General features: G+C 63.8%; 14 protein-coding genes. 7 read left to right on the forward strand and 7 right to left on the reverse strand.

The window, feature by feature from the left end; all coding sequences use genetic code 11:
- The first annotated feature begins 116 nt into the window (after positions 1–116).
- Positions 117–1,202 carry a polysaccharide deacetylase family protein gene (locus tag NED97_RS18840; protein WP_252488545.1) on the forward strand — a complete coding sequence of 362 codons (1,086 nt, stop codon included), beginning with the start codon at positions 117–119 and terminating at the stop codon, positions 1,200–1,202.
- A gap of 102 nt (positions 1,203–1,304) precedes the next feature.
- Here the strand turns inward: NED97_RS18840 and NED97_RS18845 are convergent, their stop codons facing one another.
- The 5 genes from NED97_RS18845 to NED97_RS18865 all read right to left on the reverse strand — a co-directional run bounded on the left by NED97_RS18845 (position 1,305) and on the right by NED97_RS18865 (position 10,313).
- Positions 1,305–2,948, reverse strand: coding sequence for a right-handed parallel beta-helix repeat-containing protein (locus NED97_RS18845; RefSeq protein WP_252488546.1), 1,644 nt, complete (start codon positions 2,946–2,948; stop codon positions 1,305–1,307).
- Positions 2,949–3,306: 358 nt separating this feature from the next.
- Entirely contained in the window at positions 3,307–3,969 is a 663-nt protein-coding gene (locus NED97_RS18850; protein ID WP_252488547.1) for a helix-turn-helix domain-containing protein, read from the reverse strand.
- Positions 3,970–4,248: 279 nt separating this feature from the next.
- Complete coding sequence (locus NED97_RS18855) at positions 4,249–6,015, reverse strand: asparagine synthase-related protein (RefSeq protein WP_252488548.1); 1,767 nt, start codon at positions 6,013–6,015, stop codon at positions 4,249–4,251.
- Between the two features lie 400 nt (positions 6,016–6,415).
- Positions 6,416–8,101, reverse strand: a complete 1,686-nt coding sequence (locus NED97_RS18860) for an alkaline phosphatase family protein (protein WP_252488549.1) — start codon at positions 8,099–8,101, stop codon at positions 6,416–6,418.
- 166 nt (positions 8,102–8,267) lie between these two features.
- Positions 8,268–10,313, reverse strand: a complete 2,046-nt coding sequence (locus tag NED97_RS18865) for a MutS-related protein (RefSeq protein WP_252488550.1) — start codon at positions 10,311–10,313, stop codon at positions 8,268–8,270.
- Positions 10,314–10,391: 78 nt separating this feature from the next.
- On the opposite strand from NED97_RS18865, the gene NED97_RS18870 reads away from it, so the two are divergent.
- From NED97_RS18870 to NED97_RS18890, 5 genes are all read left to right on the forward strand, one after another.
- Positions 10,392–11,960, forward strand: coding sequence for a SagB/ThcOx family dehydrogenase (locus NED97_RS18870; RefSeq protein ID WP_252488551.1), 1,569 nt, complete (start codon positions 10,392–10,394; stop codon positions 11,958–11,960).
- 180 nt (positions 11,961–12,140) lie between these two features.
- A complete protein-coding gene (locus NED97_RS18875; RefSeq protein ID WP_252488552.1) occupies positions 12,141–12,416 on the forward strand; it encodes a DUF7344 domain-containing protein in 276 nt (91 codons plus the stop codon).
- Positions 12,417–12,459: 43 nt separating this feature from the next.
- Positions 12,460–12,930, forward strand: coding sequence for a response regulator (locus NED97_RS18880; protein ID WP_252488553.1), 471 nt, complete (start codon positions 12,460–12,462; stop codon positions 12,928–12,930).
- 359 nt (positions 12,931–13,289) lie between these two features.
- A complete protein-coding gene (locus NED97_RS18885) occupies positions 13,290–14,096 on the forward strand; it encodes a TrmB family transcriptional regulator (RefSeq protein ID WP_252488554.1) in 807 nt (268 codons plus the stop codon).
- A gap of 161 nt (positions 14,097–14,257) precedes the next feature.
- The gene (locus NED97_RS18890) at positions 14,258–14,482 is read left to right on the forward strand and encodes a hypothetical protein (protein ID WP_252488555.1); all 225 of its coding nucleotides are present in this window, start codon (positions 14,258–14,260) and stop codon (positions 14,480–14,482) included.
- Positions 14,483–14,498: 16 nt separating this feature from the next.
- On the opposite strand, the gene NED97_RS18895 is transcribed toward NED97_RS18890, so the two are convergent.
- On the reverse strand, positions 14,499–14,840 hold the full coding sequence (locus NED97_RS18895; RefSeq protein ID WP_252488556.1) for a hypothetical protein: 342 nt from the start codon (positions 14,838–14,840) through the stop codon (positions 14,499–14,501).
- Between the two features lie 129 nt (positions 14,841–14,969).
- On the opposite strand from NED97_RS18895, the gene NED97_RS18900 reads away from it, so the two are divergent.
- Positions 14,970–15,701, forward strand: coding sequence for a YIP1 family protein (locus tag NED97_RS18900; protein ID WP_252488557.1), 732 nt, complete (start codon positions 14,970–14,972; stop codon positions 15,699–15,701).
- A 12-nt stretch (positions 15,702–15,713) separates the two neighbouring features.
- Here NED97_RS18900 and NED97_RS18905 read toward each other — a convergent pair whose 3' ends face one another.
- Positions 15,714–16,649 (reverse strand): metallophosphoesterase family protein, encoded by a 936-nt coding sequence (locus NED97_RS18905; RefSeq protein WP_252488558.1) that lies wholly within the window; start codon positions 16,647–16,649, stop codon positions 15,714–15,716.
- Between the last annotated feature and the right edge of the window lie 20 nt (positions 16,650–16,669).

Below are 16,669 nucleotides of genomic sequence, written 5' to 3' on the forward strand. Positions count from 1 at the left end.
TTCGGGCCGGCGACGTCGACGGTCGGGTGTCCGTCGATACGAGGACGACGGCGACCCGCTCGAATCGACGTTTAACCGGCTGATATATACGGGTGTGAAAGCGTGAGTGAAATCTGATGAACGACAAAGCGGCGCGGCGGGCCCTCCTCGGCACTGTTGGTGCCGGAACGCTCGCGTTGTGTGCCGGCTGTCTCGACCCGCGGACCGGCGGTAGCGGCGGCGAACCGATCGACGACGACGAGGAACCGGATGACGATACGAACGAGTCCGAGGATCTCGACGAAGTTCCCGATATCGACGGTGGAGCCGTGGTCTTCACGTACGACGACGGACCCATAGAAGACTACGAACAGGCGTTCCCCGTCCACCAGGAGTTCGACGCACCCGCGAGTACGGCCATCGTAACGGAGTGGGTCGGCCGCGAGGATTTTCTGGGTACCGACTGGATGGATATCGAACACCTCGAGGAACTCGAGGAGGCCGGCTGGGAGATCATGTCCCACACGACGGATCACACCGGAGTCGCGTCGTTCGAACTCGTCGAAGACGTCAACCCGGACGACACCCGAATCTATCCGGAACGACCACACCACGGGTTTCACGGCGGCTACGACGTCGAGATCACCGACGGAGAGAACTCCGTTCAACAGCCGATCGTCGACTCCGGCACGGACGACGTCGGGAACTACCTCGAGTTCGACGAGGCGATCGGCGAATCCTTCGCGGCCGGCGAGGCAGTCGAACGGTACCCCGAGGACCTCATGCACGAGTTCCTCGGAAACTCCAAGGAGCGACTCGAACGGTGGGGGTTCGAGATCGACACCTTCCTCGCACCGTACGACGTCTGCGACGAGTGGACGATCGGTATCGCCGAGGAATACTACGACGGAATCGCAAACACCAGTCCCACGTCCATAATCAACGACCCCGAGACGTTCGATCCGTTCGAGACGAAGCGCGACTACTTCATCGAATTTACGTCGCCGGTGAACACCAGAAAGATGATCGAAGAGATCGCGATGCAGGAGGCGATCGGCGTCGTCGGAGCGCACACTTTCAAGGAAGAGGTTACTGAGGAGCGCATCCGGGAGACCCTCGAGTGGGTCGAAGAGTACGATCTCGAGGTCGTGACCTTCCGTGATGCGATTAGAGCGACAGCCGCCGATTCCGCCCGAGCGGTCGCTGTCGGCGCGGAAAAATAAAAAGTGCCCCGTTACGGGGCGAACCTGACAGGGTTGACGATAGTAGTCGATACGAGGGGCCCGCGGAGTGGGACTCGAGTCGGGACCAGTTTTCGCCGCGTGTTACGTACTGTTGCCCTCCATGACGACCCCTTCTGCGCCGAAGTTGGCGACGCCGTCGACGATGCGGCTGTCTCTGATCGTCAGATCGCGACACGTATCGTACAGACAGACGGCCGAGCGACTGCCGTACGATTCCGCGTCGATGTTCGCGTACAGCGAGTCGGACGCCTGCTCGGAAACGGGGTAGAGAGTGGAACGAATTCGGGTGTTCTCGAGCGTCAGATTGTCGCCCGTGTTGCTGATCCCGACCCGATCGGCACCGTCGTCTCCGCGTTGAACGATCTCGGAGTCGACGACCGTAACGTTGTCTCGGCCACACCGGATTCCGTCGCGGAAGCCGTACTTGTTACCGGACCGGCCGTTGATCGTGACGTTCTCGCAGACGACTGGATCGGTACTGTCGGAGTCGCGGATCCAGAGCGGATAGCCGCCCGAAACCTCGTGGTTGATCTCCGTATCAACGATCCGCGTTTCACCGGCACTCGGCGAAACGACGATACCGTGCTGGGTCGTGTCGCCGCTCACGTTCACCGTCGTGTTCTCGATCGTGGCCGTGTTACAGGCGTTCATCACGGTGATCGGGTGACAGTTGTGTCGTTCCACGGAGACGTTAGCCACGAGCCCTCGCACGCGAACGTCTCCGCTCTCGAGTCGAATGCCGCGCTGGGAGGTGCGCCGGCCGTTAGACTCCTCGACGAAGACCTGCGGCCACCTGACGATGCTGTCGGAGCCACCGATTCGGATGCTCGCGGCGGTGCTGTTCCGGTAGACGCCGCCGTGGACGATGATTTTTCCGGACCCGCCGATCGCGTACAGGCCGGTTCCCGGGAAGCCGCTGATCTGGCACCGTCTGAACATGAGTTCTCCCTGGTTTTGGGTCGCGTTGATCCCGACCGGACCGCGCGATGACGTGTTACCAGCGTGAGGGGTACTGTCCGTCCACTCGCCGCCGTCGTTCGCGTAAAAGTCGACGACCCTCCCCGTTCCGGACGGGTCGACGACGTTGAACAGCGCCGGTCCCCACGTTCCGCTGTCGTGCTCTCCTCGAATGACGATGTCTTCGACGTCGAGTTCGTCAGTGACGTACGCTTCGAAGGCGCGAATCCCGGTGTCCGGCGCCGTCTGATCGACCTGAAACCCTCTGATCTGGAGGCGTCCGCCAGGATTCGTACTCGTCCCCAGACGGAACAGTCGATACCGGGGCCCGTCGAAGTCGTAGTAGTTCGCCGGGACGAGCGTCGCATTGTTGCCGATGATAGCGAAGTTCTCGTAGTTCGTAAACCGGAACTGGCTATCCATGTAGTACCGGCCCTCGGGGAAGTAGAATGCCGTGTTGTCGGCTCGAAGATCCTCGAGTACCGGTGTGATCGACTCGGAGCCGCTTCTGTCGGCGCCGGCCGCGGCGACGTTGACGACGTTGTCGTAGTTCTCGTAGTCGACGACCCCGTGGTAGGCCGCGGCCGACCCGCTTGCGGCCGCAGTCGCGCCGAGCGCCGAAAGTCCAGCGACCGCCGTACCCCGAAGGACAGATCGCCTGCTCTGGCACTCCGCTTCAGTTTCGTTTCTCGTTCGCTCGTTCGATTGCCCCCCTGTGTGAGAATCACACAGGCTGACCTGTTCGGATGGCTTACTTCCGTTCTCCATTGACAGTCACGTTAGAAGATATGACTTATCCATCCAATAAATGAGGATTCGGATATCCAGTCTTTAAGTAACCTCGTCATGATACATCATGCCACCCAGCTGACGCCCGGGTAAGGGTGAAACGGTCCGGCCGGCCGAAAACAGCAGAGAGATGTCGTCTTTCACAGAAACTCGTCAGTCATGGATCGATCGTAATCCGACGTATACTCGCCCGACCGGACCGTTCGAGATCTGAAACAGTACGTCGTTCGGCTGAGCGATACCGCACTCGAGCTCGAGCGGCGGTTCACGAGGTTTGCACACTTGTCAGAAGAATTTCACCCTGGCAAAAAGGAGGCGAGACGACCGGTGGGGACGATCACTGGAGCGTTTCCGGCGTCCGGTTGGTCTCGAGCGTCGCTGTGATGAGTTCCGCGACTGCGCGTCGAAGGCGCTGTGAGACGGCCGACGTCGAGATTCCGAGCTGCTCCGCGAGATCCCCCTGGGAGACGCGCCGCGGAATATCGTAGTAGCCGGCGTAGTACGCCAGCAACAGAATCTCGTGTTGCTGTTCGGTCAGGAAGTACGTGGCATCGTCGAGTGAACCGGACTCCTGGAGTTGGCGCACCCGAAACGAAACGTCGCGGTCCTGACAACCCTCCCGGAACGCGGCCAGTGCGTCCCGGTTGGGGAGGTAGATCCGGACGACCCAGCCTTGCTCGCCACTGGTAAGTTTAAAGACGAACAGTCCCTCCTCGGGATACTGTGTCGGATGCGGATCGAGTGCCGACGCCATCGTCACGCGGTAGATCGCTCGGTTGGGAAAGACGGCGATCTGCGTCGAGTCGGCAACCGTGTGGTCCGCATCGAACGCCTCCTCGATCGACTCGTACTCGTTTCCGAACACGGAGACGAAAAGAAACGAGTTCTCTCCGCTAGAGACGGTGTACTCGTACTTGATCGTGACATCCGAGACGGCCTCGATCGTCGGCAGTAACACGAGGTCCTCGTGGGAGAGGCTGGCTTCCAGTACGAAACCCATCAGCGACGCACCCTCACAGTATCCTCAGTTGAAGGGTCTCGGTTTTCCTTATATTGACGTTAAACTGTTTTTCTGTCCTGCCGATAGGTACGCGACGAATACGCTCGTCGCTGCGAAAACAGCCGGTGTGATCGGAGAGCCGACCGCCGAAACTCGAGCGAGAACCGACTTTGATCTGGATCTCTCCAATATGTGTCTATCGTGTCATATTCGACTCGGGAAGTGAAAACGGCGCCGACCACGGCGGTCGACAAACGATCGACTCGGTCGGGCGGTGGACTACGCCTCGAGTACGGTCTTCTTCTCGTCAGCCTTCGTGATTGCCGAGACCGCCGTCAGCAGAACGTTCTTCTGGTGGGTGGAGTACGAACTGTTGTTCCACGTGATCCGCTGGATCTCTTCGGACGAGAGATACGGTTCGACGCTGTTGGCGTCGTTCGGCGTGTAAACGAGTTCGCGAGGCATATCGACCGTCGAGTCCGCGCTCTTCCCGCCGATGAGAGACGTCACCCGCTTTTTGAGCTCCGGATGACCGAGCAGCCACTCGTAGGCGTAGCGCTTCGCTCGGTACTCGAAGGAGTTGATCGGGGTCCCGTAGTCGACGTAGTCGATCTCGACCGACCTCGGATCGAGTTCCGTGAGGAACGCCCGGGAGAGTTTGGATCCGCGCTTTTGCTCGGGCGGACAGGCCATCGACTCGGCGAAGAACTCCGGCGAGTACGCCGGCGTCGTCGACCACATCTGGTACCGGGTGCGGTCCTCGCCGTGGTTCTGGAAGTTGATGACCCGCTCGCGGAAGAAGAAGTGCAGGTGTTTCCCGTCGACCGTCGTCTCGGGGTACGAGTGGAGCCGCTCACGGAGCGACTCGACGAGTTTCGCCTCGGTGACGCCGGTCAGTGCGGTAACGTCCTCGAGCGAGAACACCTGCTTCTGGGTCGTGACCGACTTCACGATGTCGTCTATCGAGTCGACCTCCTGACGCGGCCAGCGGTCGGGGATCGCGATCCCGTCGCCGGTGATAAACATCGGATCGCCGTGTTTCGCCGCGACCTGTTCGGCGAAGTCGAGTCCGATAGCCATTCCGAGGTTGTTCATCCCCTGGGTCATGTCGAGGAGCTTCTCGCGGTGCTCCTCGGTTCTGTCCGCGATATAGGACTCCCAGGGAACGTCGAGGGTGCGCGCGACCTCTCTCGCGATATCGACCTCGTCGGCGTTGCCACCGTCCTTTCGGGCGGACGTCGCCGCCGTGACCGGGCCGTCAGTGTAGGTGTACGCCGCGAGGACTGCACGGGAATCGAGTCCGCCGCTCATCGAGACGATCGTATGGTCGGTGACCTCCGAGCGGCGTCGACAGGACTCGACGAATCGCTTCTTGAGCTGTTTCGCGTTCTCCTCGATGCTCCGGTTCGCATTGGTGTGCCGGTCGAGGCGCCACTCGTGGAGTGACTCCGCTTCGTCCGTCCCGACCTCGAGCACCGAGCCGGGCGGGAGCTGTTCGACACCCTCGTACAGCGTCCGCGTTCCGAGCGGATAGCCGAAGAGGAGCGTCTGACCGAACGCCAGCCGGTTCGGCTCGAGACCGTCTTCGAGTTCGTTGGCGAGCTGTCGAATGACCTTGAGTTCACGGGAGAGGATCGTTACGTCGCCGAACGACGCTCGGTACGTCGGGAGTCGACCGAACGCGTCGTTGACGGCCCAGGTCGTCCCGTCCGTGTGGTCGGTCACGACGATCAGGAAATCGCCGTCCCGGTTCCGGACCCAGTCGCCGAGTTCGTCGGTCTTCCCCTCGCGGAGCAGCGGGAGAATCTCCGAGACGGTCGCCTCGACGTCGTCGGCGTCGTAGAGATAGCCCTCGAGGACGATCGTCGCCTCGTCGAACTCGAAGACCTCGAACGGATACGCGTCGTACCCGGTCGTCGCGATCAGGTGCTCCGAGTCGTCGACTGCATCCTGGCGTCCGTACGCGGGAGTAAAGCAGACTGAATCGAGAGCCTCGTCAACTACGTCGTCGGCAGGGGGGTTCTCGATCGTCGTAATTCCTGGCATATGGGGACAGAGAAGCGTCCACCGGTGTTTATTATAATGTCGGTAACGACCGCCGGTTCGGCCCGCTGTCGCTATCGTACCCGATCACGAGCGTAACGAACGGTGTCGATCACAACCGGTAGTTTACGCGGTCTTCAATCGGCGACCGAGAAACCGATCCTGTGGAATCCTCGCGGCCGATATTGGGGCAGAGACGCGCCGTATCGGCTTAATTTGCCGTTAAACGGCGTAGCCGAGAACGGGTCGGTGCAGACGACGAACGACTGCTGGCCCGGTTATCGGAACGGAGCGTCGGCTTTCCGGCCGGACGGCTACGGAGAACGAAAAACGGAGCTCGAAAGAACGGAGAAGCGTCGGGGGCTGGAGCGCTCGGTCGAAGCCGCCGGTGACAGGCGGGCCGTCAGTTCATATATCCGAGGTCGGCGAGGCGATCCGTCACCTCGTCGTCGGCCTCCGGTCGGCCCCGGGTGCCGTTCTCGTCGTACTCCGGATAGCTGGTCGAGTCGACCGCGTCGACGACCGGGATGACGCTTCCGTCCATCCGGTCGCTGTACGGAATGCCGAACGACGCCATGATCGTCGGCGCGACGTCGAAGAGGTGTGCGCGCTCGAGATCCGCGTCCTCGTCGACGCCCTCGCCCATCGCTGCGAACACGCCGTCGAGTTTGTGGTTCCAGGGTTCTGCCGGACCGAAGTACTCGTCGCCGAGTTGCTCGGAGATGGCGTGGTCGAACTCGTCGGGGATCATGATGATGTCGACGGCCTCGTCAGCGTAATCGCCGTGGAAGTACCGTTCTCGCGGCGCGACGGTCTCGAAGACCGGCTCGCCGTCCGGCGTCTCGACCCCCTCGAGTTCGCGGATGATCTCCTCGCGAAGCTGCTCGTACTCCTCTTCCGGCACGACGCCCTCCGGGTCGCGCCCCTCGAGGTTGATCCGGATCCCGAGTTCCGTCCGCGCGCGGACGTACGCCTTCGAGGACTCGAAGTCGACCTGTTCGTTCGCGGTTCGTGCGACGCCGCCGGGCGCATACTTCATCGCGACGCCCGCCAGGCCGACGCGTTCGAGGATCATCCGGACGCGGTGAGCCGTGATTCCACACCGGTCGGCGACGGTCGCCGCGGCGCGCTCGACCGTGCCCGGCTCCCAGGTGTCGCACTCCTCGCCCTCGCGAAGCTTGCGACGCATGGGCGTCCAGGACGGCATCCCCTTGCCGCCGGTCATCGTCTCGAGATACCCCTGATCGCGGAGGAACTCGTTGACGCGGAACTCGTAGCCGTCGTACTCTCCCATCCCGTGGTCGCTGGCGACGAAGACGTGGTCCGGATCGAACTCCTCGAGGATCGCCGCGATCTGCTCGTCGGCCGTCTCGTAGACCGTCCTGACCTTCTCCTCGTCGCCGAAGAACTCGTGGAAGACGGTGTCCGTCTTCTGGAACTGAACGAAGCCGAAATCCGGCTCGTACTCGTCGGCGAGGTAGCGGAACGCGTCGCCGCGCATGCGGATCAGGCGCTGGTACTCTTCTATCTTCTCGGACTCCGGGATCGTGTCGTCGTCGCGCGAGTACGACGGGTACACCCGGTAGTCGCCGATCTCGTCGCGAACGTCGTCGAGTAGGCCCTCAGGGTGACACTGCGGGTCCTCCGGGCCGATGAAACCGGGGAGCAACGCGCCGTCGAACTCCTCCGGTGGATGCGTGATCGGCGCGTTGACGACGACGCTCGAGTAGCCGTGTTGATCCAGCAGCGACCAGACCGTGTGTTCGCCGACGTCGTCGCTGCTGGTGACGTGCCAGTCGTAGCCGTCGTAGCCGACGAAGCCGAACGCACCGTGCTTCCCGGGGTTGACGCCCGTGTACATCGAGGGCCAGGCGCTCGGCGTCCAGGGCGGGATCTGGGACTCGAGGGGCGCGCTGACGCCGTCGGAACAGAGCCGATGGATCGTCGGAATCTCCTCTTTCTCGTCGAGATCGTCGAAGACCGAGAGACTCCCCGCGTCGATGCCGATCAACAGCGTGTTCATACCGCTGGATTCGTTTTCATTCGATACCGCGTTGTTGTCTTGAGACGTTCGTGCCCTCCGTTCCATATTCTATCGTAAATCGTGTTCGTTCAAAGCAGACGATGTCGCTCCAGACCAATCGTTTCGGTTCGAGAAGGGCACTCCGCACACCTTATTATCTCGTCGTTAAACCGCACCTCACGCGCTGAAACGCACGTTCGAGTCGGAGCGCCGATACGTTCGAGCGGTTCGGTCAGTCGAACTTCTCGAGCAAGCGGTCGTAGAATCCGGATTCCGTCTCCTCTCGCCGAGATCCGTTCCGGTCCGACGCGACGGCCGCGTCCCGCGATTCGTCGGCGAGTTTCTCCACGATCAACTCCGGCGTCGACCGCGCCAGGTGGTCCTTGACCGGCGAACGGTTCACCTCGAGCTCGCCGTCGACCAGTCCGACGGCTTCGATCCCGTCGATCGTCACGTCGAAGCCGGCCATCTCGCGGATCTCGCCCGCGAGGTGAGAGACGAACACCGCGGTCGCGCCGTTCTCCGAGAGCGCCTCGAGGATCCCGGCGATGATCTTCGCGCTGGCCCCGGGTTCGGTGATGCTCTCGAGTTCGTCGACCAGCACGAGCGAGCCCTCCCCGCCCCGGGCCAGGTCGGCGAACTCTCTCACCGTGGACTCGAAGGCGCCCGCGTCGAGGGTTCCCTGGGTCTTGCCGTGATAGTGGAGGTCGTCGAACCGTCGGACGCGCGCGTTCTCGGCGGGGACGGGCAGTCCCATGTGGGCCAGCACGACCACGCTCGCCACGAGGTCGAGCGTCGAGGTCTTGCCGCCGCTGTTAACCCCCGAGAGCAGCGCGACGCCCGAGACCTCGTAGTCGACGGGATCGATCGCCTCGATCGGTTCGTCGAGCAGCGGCGAGCGGCCGCCCTCGATCGAGAAGCCGACGGGCTCCGAACGAGCGTCCGCCTCGACGACCGTCGGCATCGTACACTCGAACTCGCGGGCGAAGCGGGCGACGGCGAGTTCGACGTCGAGTTCGAGCGCGTCCCGGACTAGCTCGCGTGCATCCGCCCGCTGGTCGGCGAGGTCGGCCGCCAGTTCGCGCTTGAGTCGACCCGCGCGCCGCTCCTTGGCCGCCGTCAGCTCGGTTCGGAGCCGACCGAGGACGTCCTCGTCCCGTTCGACCGGGAACGCCGGCTCGTCGGTGAAGACCCGTCGAGCCAGTTCGGCCTCGCCCGGATCGAGCGAGAGCGACTCGATCAGGTGCTCGCGGGCGGCGTCGACGGCCGCCGCGTGTTCGTCCGCGAGCTCTCGAGACAGCAGCGAGTCGACGCCGGCGCCGCGCTCGACCAGCGAGAGCAGGTCCGAGCCCTCGATCGTGACGTCCTGCTCCCGGATCGCCTCCCGCAGGTGGTCGTTCGCGACGCTCTCGGCCGTCCCCGTCGCGGCGTCGAGGTCGTCGGCGGCCGTCGTCAGCCGGTCGAGTTCCTCGTCGCCGGCGACCGTCCCGTCCTCGGCGAGCCGCGAGAGCCCGTCCGTGAGCGTCTCGAGGTCGCAGGCCGGCTCGAGATCCGACGCGCGGTGAACCTCGACGGCCGCGCGCAGGCGGTCTCGGTTGCGGGCAAAAAAGGCCAGCGACCGTTCGGGAACGACGTCGGCGGGGTTCTCGAGGGCGTCCGGCTCGACCCGAACGTCGCCTTCGACGGTGACCCCCGCGAACGACTCGTCGAGCGCGATCACCGTCGCGTAGCCGCGAGCGAGTTCCGCCAGTCCCTGCGCGTCCTCGACGACCTCGACGGGCAGTTCGGGAATCGCCTCCCGCGCCTCGGCGTAGCGCTCCGCGTCGGTCGTCGCCAGACAGCGCTCGCGAACCCGGACGTCGCCCGGCTGTCGGAGCGGTTCGACGCCCTCGAGCGATCCGAGAACCGCGAGATCGGGGTCGCGCTCTATCGCCTCGCTCGCGAACGCCTGCACCTCCTCGATACGCGACCGCCGGGCGCTCGGATACAGCGTCTCGAGGCGCTGGGCCGCGTAGTCGGTGACCGTGCGTTCCTTGAGCAGACCGAGCACGTTCCGGTAGACCTCGCGGGCGCGATCGGTCGCGAGAAAACCGCCGGGATCGTCGTGTTCGCGACGGATCGCGCCGCGCGCGATGCGGGCGGCCCGCCCCTGCGAAATGTCGGGCGCCGCCGCGATCGCGGCGACGTCGCCCGCCCGCAGCGCTCCTTCCGGGTCGTCGAGGGCCGACAACGACCGGGCGGTCTTCTCGCCGACGCCCGGAATCGACTCGAGGTCCATCGTTCTCGAGCGTCGTATCAAAGCGGAGTGAGAAAAAGCTCCCGTCCGCTTTTCACCGCGGGAATGGTACCACTGCGCATGGAAACCGGCGCTCGCGCGTACCACGAACGGACGAAACACTCCCCGCGAAGCGTTCGCGAGGGCGGTCGCGGTCTCGACTTCGACAACAAGCCGACGCCGTACAAGGAGTACGAGAACCTCCCGGCGAAGTCGCTCGTCGAGCGGCTCCGTCCGCCCCAGCAGCCGGCGCTGGCGGCGATCGCCGAGCCGACGCCCGACGGCGATCGGAAGCGATCGCCCGATCTCGAGGCGCTGACGAACCTGTGTTACTACGCCGCGGGCATTACGAAGGAGATCGGCCGACGCGGCCGCAGCCTGCTGTTCCGGGCCGCCGCGACGACCGGCGCCCTGTACCACGTCGACCTCTACGTCGTCTGCGGGGATCTCGAGGCCGCGGACGAGGACGGCGGTGGCGGGCGAAACGGGCGCGCGCTCGAGGCTGGCGTCTACCACTTCGATCCGCAGACGCTGTCGCTGGACGTGCTTCGAGAAGGTGACTACCGGGGCGTACTCACGGCTGCCAGCGAATACGACTCCGTGAGCGAGGCGCCGCTGACGTTCGTCGCGACCTCGACCTGGTGGCGCAACGCCTGGAAGTACGAGGAGCGAACCTTTCGCCACGCGTTCTGGGACTCCGGGACGACGCTCGCGAATCTCCTCTCGGTCGCCCACGCGCTCGACTACCGGGCCGAGGTCGTTACCGGCTTCGCAGACCGACCCGTCGTCGACCTGCTGGGTCTCGATCCCCGGCTGGAAGCGCCCCTCGAGATCGTGCCGATCGGCACCGGCCAGTCCGCACCCGCGTTCGATCCCGGCGAACTCGAGCCGATCGATCCCGCGACCGCGCCGCTCTCGCCGAACGAGCGGGAGTTCCCGGCGATCCGCGAGGCCTGGGAGGACGGCACGCTCGCGGACGGCGCTGCCGCTGCGTCGTGGCGCTCCGAGCGGCCGTCTGGTCCCGTCGGGACGCGCGATCCCGGCGACGGCGAGCGAGTCGCGCTCGAGCCGGTCGATCCGGAGACGGCCTCGAGTCGCCCGTTGCACGAGACGATCCGCCGGCGAGGCTCCTGTCGCGAGTACGAGCGCGAGCCGATCAGCTTCCGGAAGCTGTCGACCGTGCTCGACAGGGCCGTGAGCGGCGTTCCGATGGATGTACGAGACGAGGACGACCCGCCGCTCTCGTTCGTCGATCCCTACCTGCTCGTCGACGGCGTTGACGGGCTCGAGCCCGGCAGCTACCACTACCATCCGGCCGACGGCGAACTCGAGTTGCTCCGGGCCGGTTCGTTCCGCCAGGAGGCGGGCCACCTCGCGCTGGACCAGCGACTGGGAGCCGACGCCGCGGTCTGTCTGTACCTCGTGAGCGACCTCGAGGCGATCGTCGACGCGCTCGGTGAACGGGGCTACCGGGTGGCCCAACTCGAGGCGGCGCTGACCGCGGGCCGCTGCTATCTCGGCACCTACGCGCATCGAAAACTGGGTGGAACCGGGCTGACGTTCTACGACGATATCGTTACGGACTTCTTCGCGCCGCGTGCTGCCGGACAGACCCCGATGTTCCTGTACACGATGGGGCGTCCTGCCTGAGAGAACCGTTACCAGCCGGTACCATTTTACGGGGCGTGAGCCGACCGGTTCGATCGTGACAGCTACCCGCTTTCGGAGATCGTGGCGGGGTATTCACTCAGTTAATCAGAACTCAGATACCCGTGAAAATGTTCGGGGATCAACAGCGCACGTATCCAATTATATACCCGCATGCTGCAAATGAACGATAGGCTCTTCGAAGCACTGGCAAACGAACGGCGACGGCAGATATTGTTTTCTCTCAAAGACGGTCCGGCGACGATCAGTATCGATTCACCGCCGGACGGGATCGACGAGCGAAAAGCCGTCATCCTCGAGCAGCGCCATACGCACCTTCCGAAACTGGCGGATTACGGGTTTATCCGATGGGTGCCAGGAACGAACACCGTCGAGAAGGGATCCCGGTTCAAGGAGATCAAACCGATTCTCGATCTATTCGACGAGTATCGGGAGTAGTTCGCCGACGCTCGAGCGTGCCACACTATTCGTTCCAAACACAATGCCCACTACTACCCGCCAGCAACACCCCGGCGAACCAGTCGACGTCCTCGTCGTCAAGGACAATCCCGGCGACGTTCGACTGATACGCGAGGCGTTCGAGATGACGGAGACTGACACCGAGACGGACCTACAAGTCGTCAACACCGGAAAAGACGCGATGGCGTTTCTGACACAGTCCGGCGAGTTCGAAGCGGCACCACACCCCGACCTCGTTCTCCTGGATCTGAATCTTCCCGGTCAGGACGGATGCGAGGTTCTCGAAACGGTCAGAACCGACCTCCAATTCCGACGGCTGCCGGTAATCGTGCTTACGGGTTCCGACTCCGCCGAAAACATCGAGCGGTGTTACAACGCCCGCGCCAACGCCTACCTGATGAAACCGACGGCTCCGGACGAGTTCGTCTCGACAGTCGAGGACGTCGAACGGTTCTGGCTCGATCAGGCACGATTTCCGCCGACAGCGCGATAATTTGCTGCGATTTTACGCGTTCTCGCTCGAATCCGGTGGCAGCAACCGGGCCGGTCGTCGCTGACGGCTCACGTCTACCGAGATTCCAGAAAGATTCGTCTGTTCGTCGAGATAAACGATTGATCTCTTCGCTCGAAAGCAATCGACGAGCCCCGCCGTGGTTGGGCCATAACGGGACTCGCCAGTACACTCTTCAGCCCGTGCCCTCAAGTAGCTTGTGTGATAATCCGAGTGAACAGGATAATTTCACAGGATTATTCTTGAAAACACCAACGTAGTGAACAAGAAGCAAACATGAATTCTTTTCCATCTGTGCGCCGTAGACTGCATGTTCGGATATCCGAATTCGTGGTTGGGCCATGACACAGGACGAAACAGAAACAGAGGCGATTAGCCTGTTACAGGATCTCGGGCTGCAGGAGTACGAAGCACGCTGTTTTATAGCGCTAAACAAACTCCCCAACGGGACCGCAAAGGAGATACACGAGATTTCCGAGGTGCCGCGGACGAGGGTGTACGACGCGATTCGCGTCCTCGAGTCCCAGGGGCTGGTCGAAGTCCAGCACTCGAGTCCGCAGCTCTATCGCGCCGTCGGGATCGACGAGGCGACGCGGATCCTCCGACAGCGGTACAACGACCGGATCGACACGCTCGAGACGTATCTCGAGAATACCGAGGTCCAGGAGAGCGAGGACGACGGGGACATCCAGGAGGTCTGGTCGCTGACCGGCCACGACGTGATCGAGTCGCGAACGCTCGACCTCATCGACGGAGCGGAGTCCGAGATCGCACTCCTCGTCGTCGACGAGGACATTCTGTCCGAGGCGCTGTTCGATACCGTCCACGACGCGGCGGAGCGCGAACTCTCGGTTATCCTCGGCGGACAGACCGAAGCGATCACGGAGAAAATCGGGACCGAACTGCCCAGCATTCGCGTGTTCGAAACGGGTCTCGAGTGGCTCACCGGTGTCGGAAGCCACGAAGAAGTCGCGATCAGTCGTATTCTGCTCGTCGACCGCGAGACGCTCCTGATCGGGTCGTACTATCCGGACAGGGACGGGAAAGAACAGGCGATCTTCGCGAAAGGGCTCCAGAACGGCGTCGTGGTACTGCTCCGTCGGCTAATGACGGAGGGATTGACCACCGTGGACGATCCGGGGAAGTAACTCCCGGAATTCGGTAGCGAGTCGCGGGCGTTCGTGACAGTCGGTACCCACACCGAGTACGAACGATCGGAAACGAAGGAATCAGTCACCGAACTCCGGACCGCTCGAGGGCTTGCGCGCTCCGGGACGCTCGTTATCCCGTCGACTCCGCAAGGACAGGTATGGTACTCAAGAAGCTCCTCGGGTCGAAGGCGACGCGATCGCTAACGGTCTTCTCGGTGCTCGCCGAGGCGAAACGGGCGCTCGACCGCGGAAACAGGACGCGCGCGCTGCTGCTGCTCGGGGTTGCGGCGCTCGCCTGGAAGTGGACTATCATCGGCATGGCGGCACAGGGTGTCGTCAAACTGCTCCGAAAGGGCGGTTCGTCGGCCTCGCAGGCGGCGTAATTGGTTCGACGTAGCGTTAGTTACCGAAGTCGGCTTCCTCGAAGTGTTCGTTGGCCAGGTCGTCGATGAGGCCCTCGATTTCTTTTCGCAGATCGTCGTCGAGATCCTCGACCGCGCCGACTCCGTGGCCGCCGCTCTTGGCGGTCTGCAGCGCGTTCCTGTTCAACTCGCCGCCGGGTTCGACCACCGGCAGTTTCAGATCGGTGAAGTTCTCCGGCGGGAACCCCGACGCCGAGAGGACGAAGTGATCGTCGACCTCGCTCAGATCGTCCGTCTCGAAATCCTCGAGTTGCGGGTCGTCCCACTCCTCCGTCGTTGTGGCCGAGAACTCGGGTTCGTGCATCTCGTAATCGGTCACACCCGAGCGAACGTCGACCGGCGTAATCGAGACTACCCCTGCGTTTTCAACCGACCGAACTCGAAGGAATCGTCAGCCGCAGCCGACTCACCGAAGAAGTTAGTTATCTGAACGTACAGAGGTAGGGATATGTGGCGTTCCGTCTCGCGGTCCGTCCGGTTGTTCCTGCGGGATCCGGCCGCGTTCTTCGCGGAGTACAGGCCGGCAGCGACGCTGCCGGTCGCCGTCGGACTGGTGATCGCGCTCGCGGTTGCACTCGTCCTCTCGCTCTTGGTGCTCGGATCGATGCTCGCCGGAACGATGGACGCGACGCTGACGATCGACAACCCCGACCGGCCTCCGGAGTGGGTCTGTGAACAGCACGGCTCCGACTCGTCGGAGTGGGAGGGCTGTGACGAACCCGAAACCGTCGAACGCGACGCCGGATCGCTGGTGTACGAGGCGACGACCGACTACCTCGGCTACGCCGCAGTCGTTCCGTTCGTCGTGTGGCTTCTCGGCGGCCTCGTCCTGTTTGGCGCCGCGCGACTCGCGAACGGGACGCCCTCGTTCGCCGGTGCGTTCGCACTGGCGGGCTGGGCCACGGTACCCGAATTCGTCCGACTGGCTGCCGGCCTGCTCGCGTTCCGCTACGCGCTCTCGGACGTCACGATCAGCGATCCCGAGCGAGGACCGGAGGTCGTCGAGGCGGCGCTCGCGCCCGTCGGTCCGGTTCTGGCGGTCATCACCGTCCTCACCGTCGCCTGGCAGTGGTATCTGCTCGCGGGCGGCCTCGAGCAGGACGCCGACCTGTCCCGCGCCGCGGCGGCGGCGGCGGTCGGCGTTCCGCTGGCGGTCTGGCTCCTCATCGGTCTGGCCTGACGGTGCGGGTCGCTACCCGAAGTCGTCGACGAGCGGAAACGTGGCCTGCTGGGCCGCCGACAGCAGGACGCGGTCCTTCTCGTAGCCGTGAGCGATCGACTCGACCATCCCGTCGCCGTCGGTAAGAGGAACGAGACGGACGACCGTCCCCCGTTCGTCGACCTCGAGTAGCAACAGCGCGTGGGGGAACGAGGAGACGGCCGGAACGGTCAGTTCCGTGACGCCGTCGGCGCGTTCGATCGCGGGAAAGTGAAGGTGGCCGGTGACGACTAGTGCGACGTCGTGGCTCACGAGCAGTTCGACCAGCGGTTCGGGGTTGGAGAAGCCGGGCACCTCTCCGGCGACGGGCAACTCCGCGCGGTACCGTTCGTAGAGGTCGCCCGTCGCCGGCAGGTTGTGGTGGACCACGACGATCGACCTGTCAGCGTTCGAATCGGACAGCGCCTCGTCGATCCACATCAGTTGTTTCGCGTCGACGCGACCGTCCCACGTCTCCGCGGGCGAGCCGGGAGTCGCGGCGTGGCTGTCGAGGCCGAACACCTCGAGGTCCCCGAATCCGACGCGGAACGGCAGTCCGCCGGGCGTGTACCGATCCTCGAACGCGGGGATCGGCAGCGACTCGTGCTCGTCGAACGTCGTCGGGAAGTCGTGGTTGCCCGGCACCGCGACCGTCGTCGGATCGAAGTCGGCGAGAGAGTCGAACAGGTCGAACTCCGCCGGATCGCCGTTGCGCGTCAGATCGCCGGCGACGACGACTCCGTCGAGATTCCGCTCGTTCACGGCGGTTGCGGCCGCTCGGAGGTGGCGTTCGGTCCGGTGGAACACCTTCCAGGTCCCCGTCGCGTCCGTCGCGAGGTGGACGTCCGAGAGCACGGCGACCCGGGTCGGCTCGGCCGCCGTCGGCCGATCGAGGCGGGCGAGGAGTTGTCCGGAGTGAGGTCGCTTCATCAGTGTCGGATCCAACGGGC

This window comes from Natronococcus sp. CG52 (genome assembly GCF_023913515.1).
Lineage (GTDB): Archaea > Halobacteriota > Halobacteria > Halobacteriales > Natrialbaceae > Natronococcus > Natronococcus zhouii.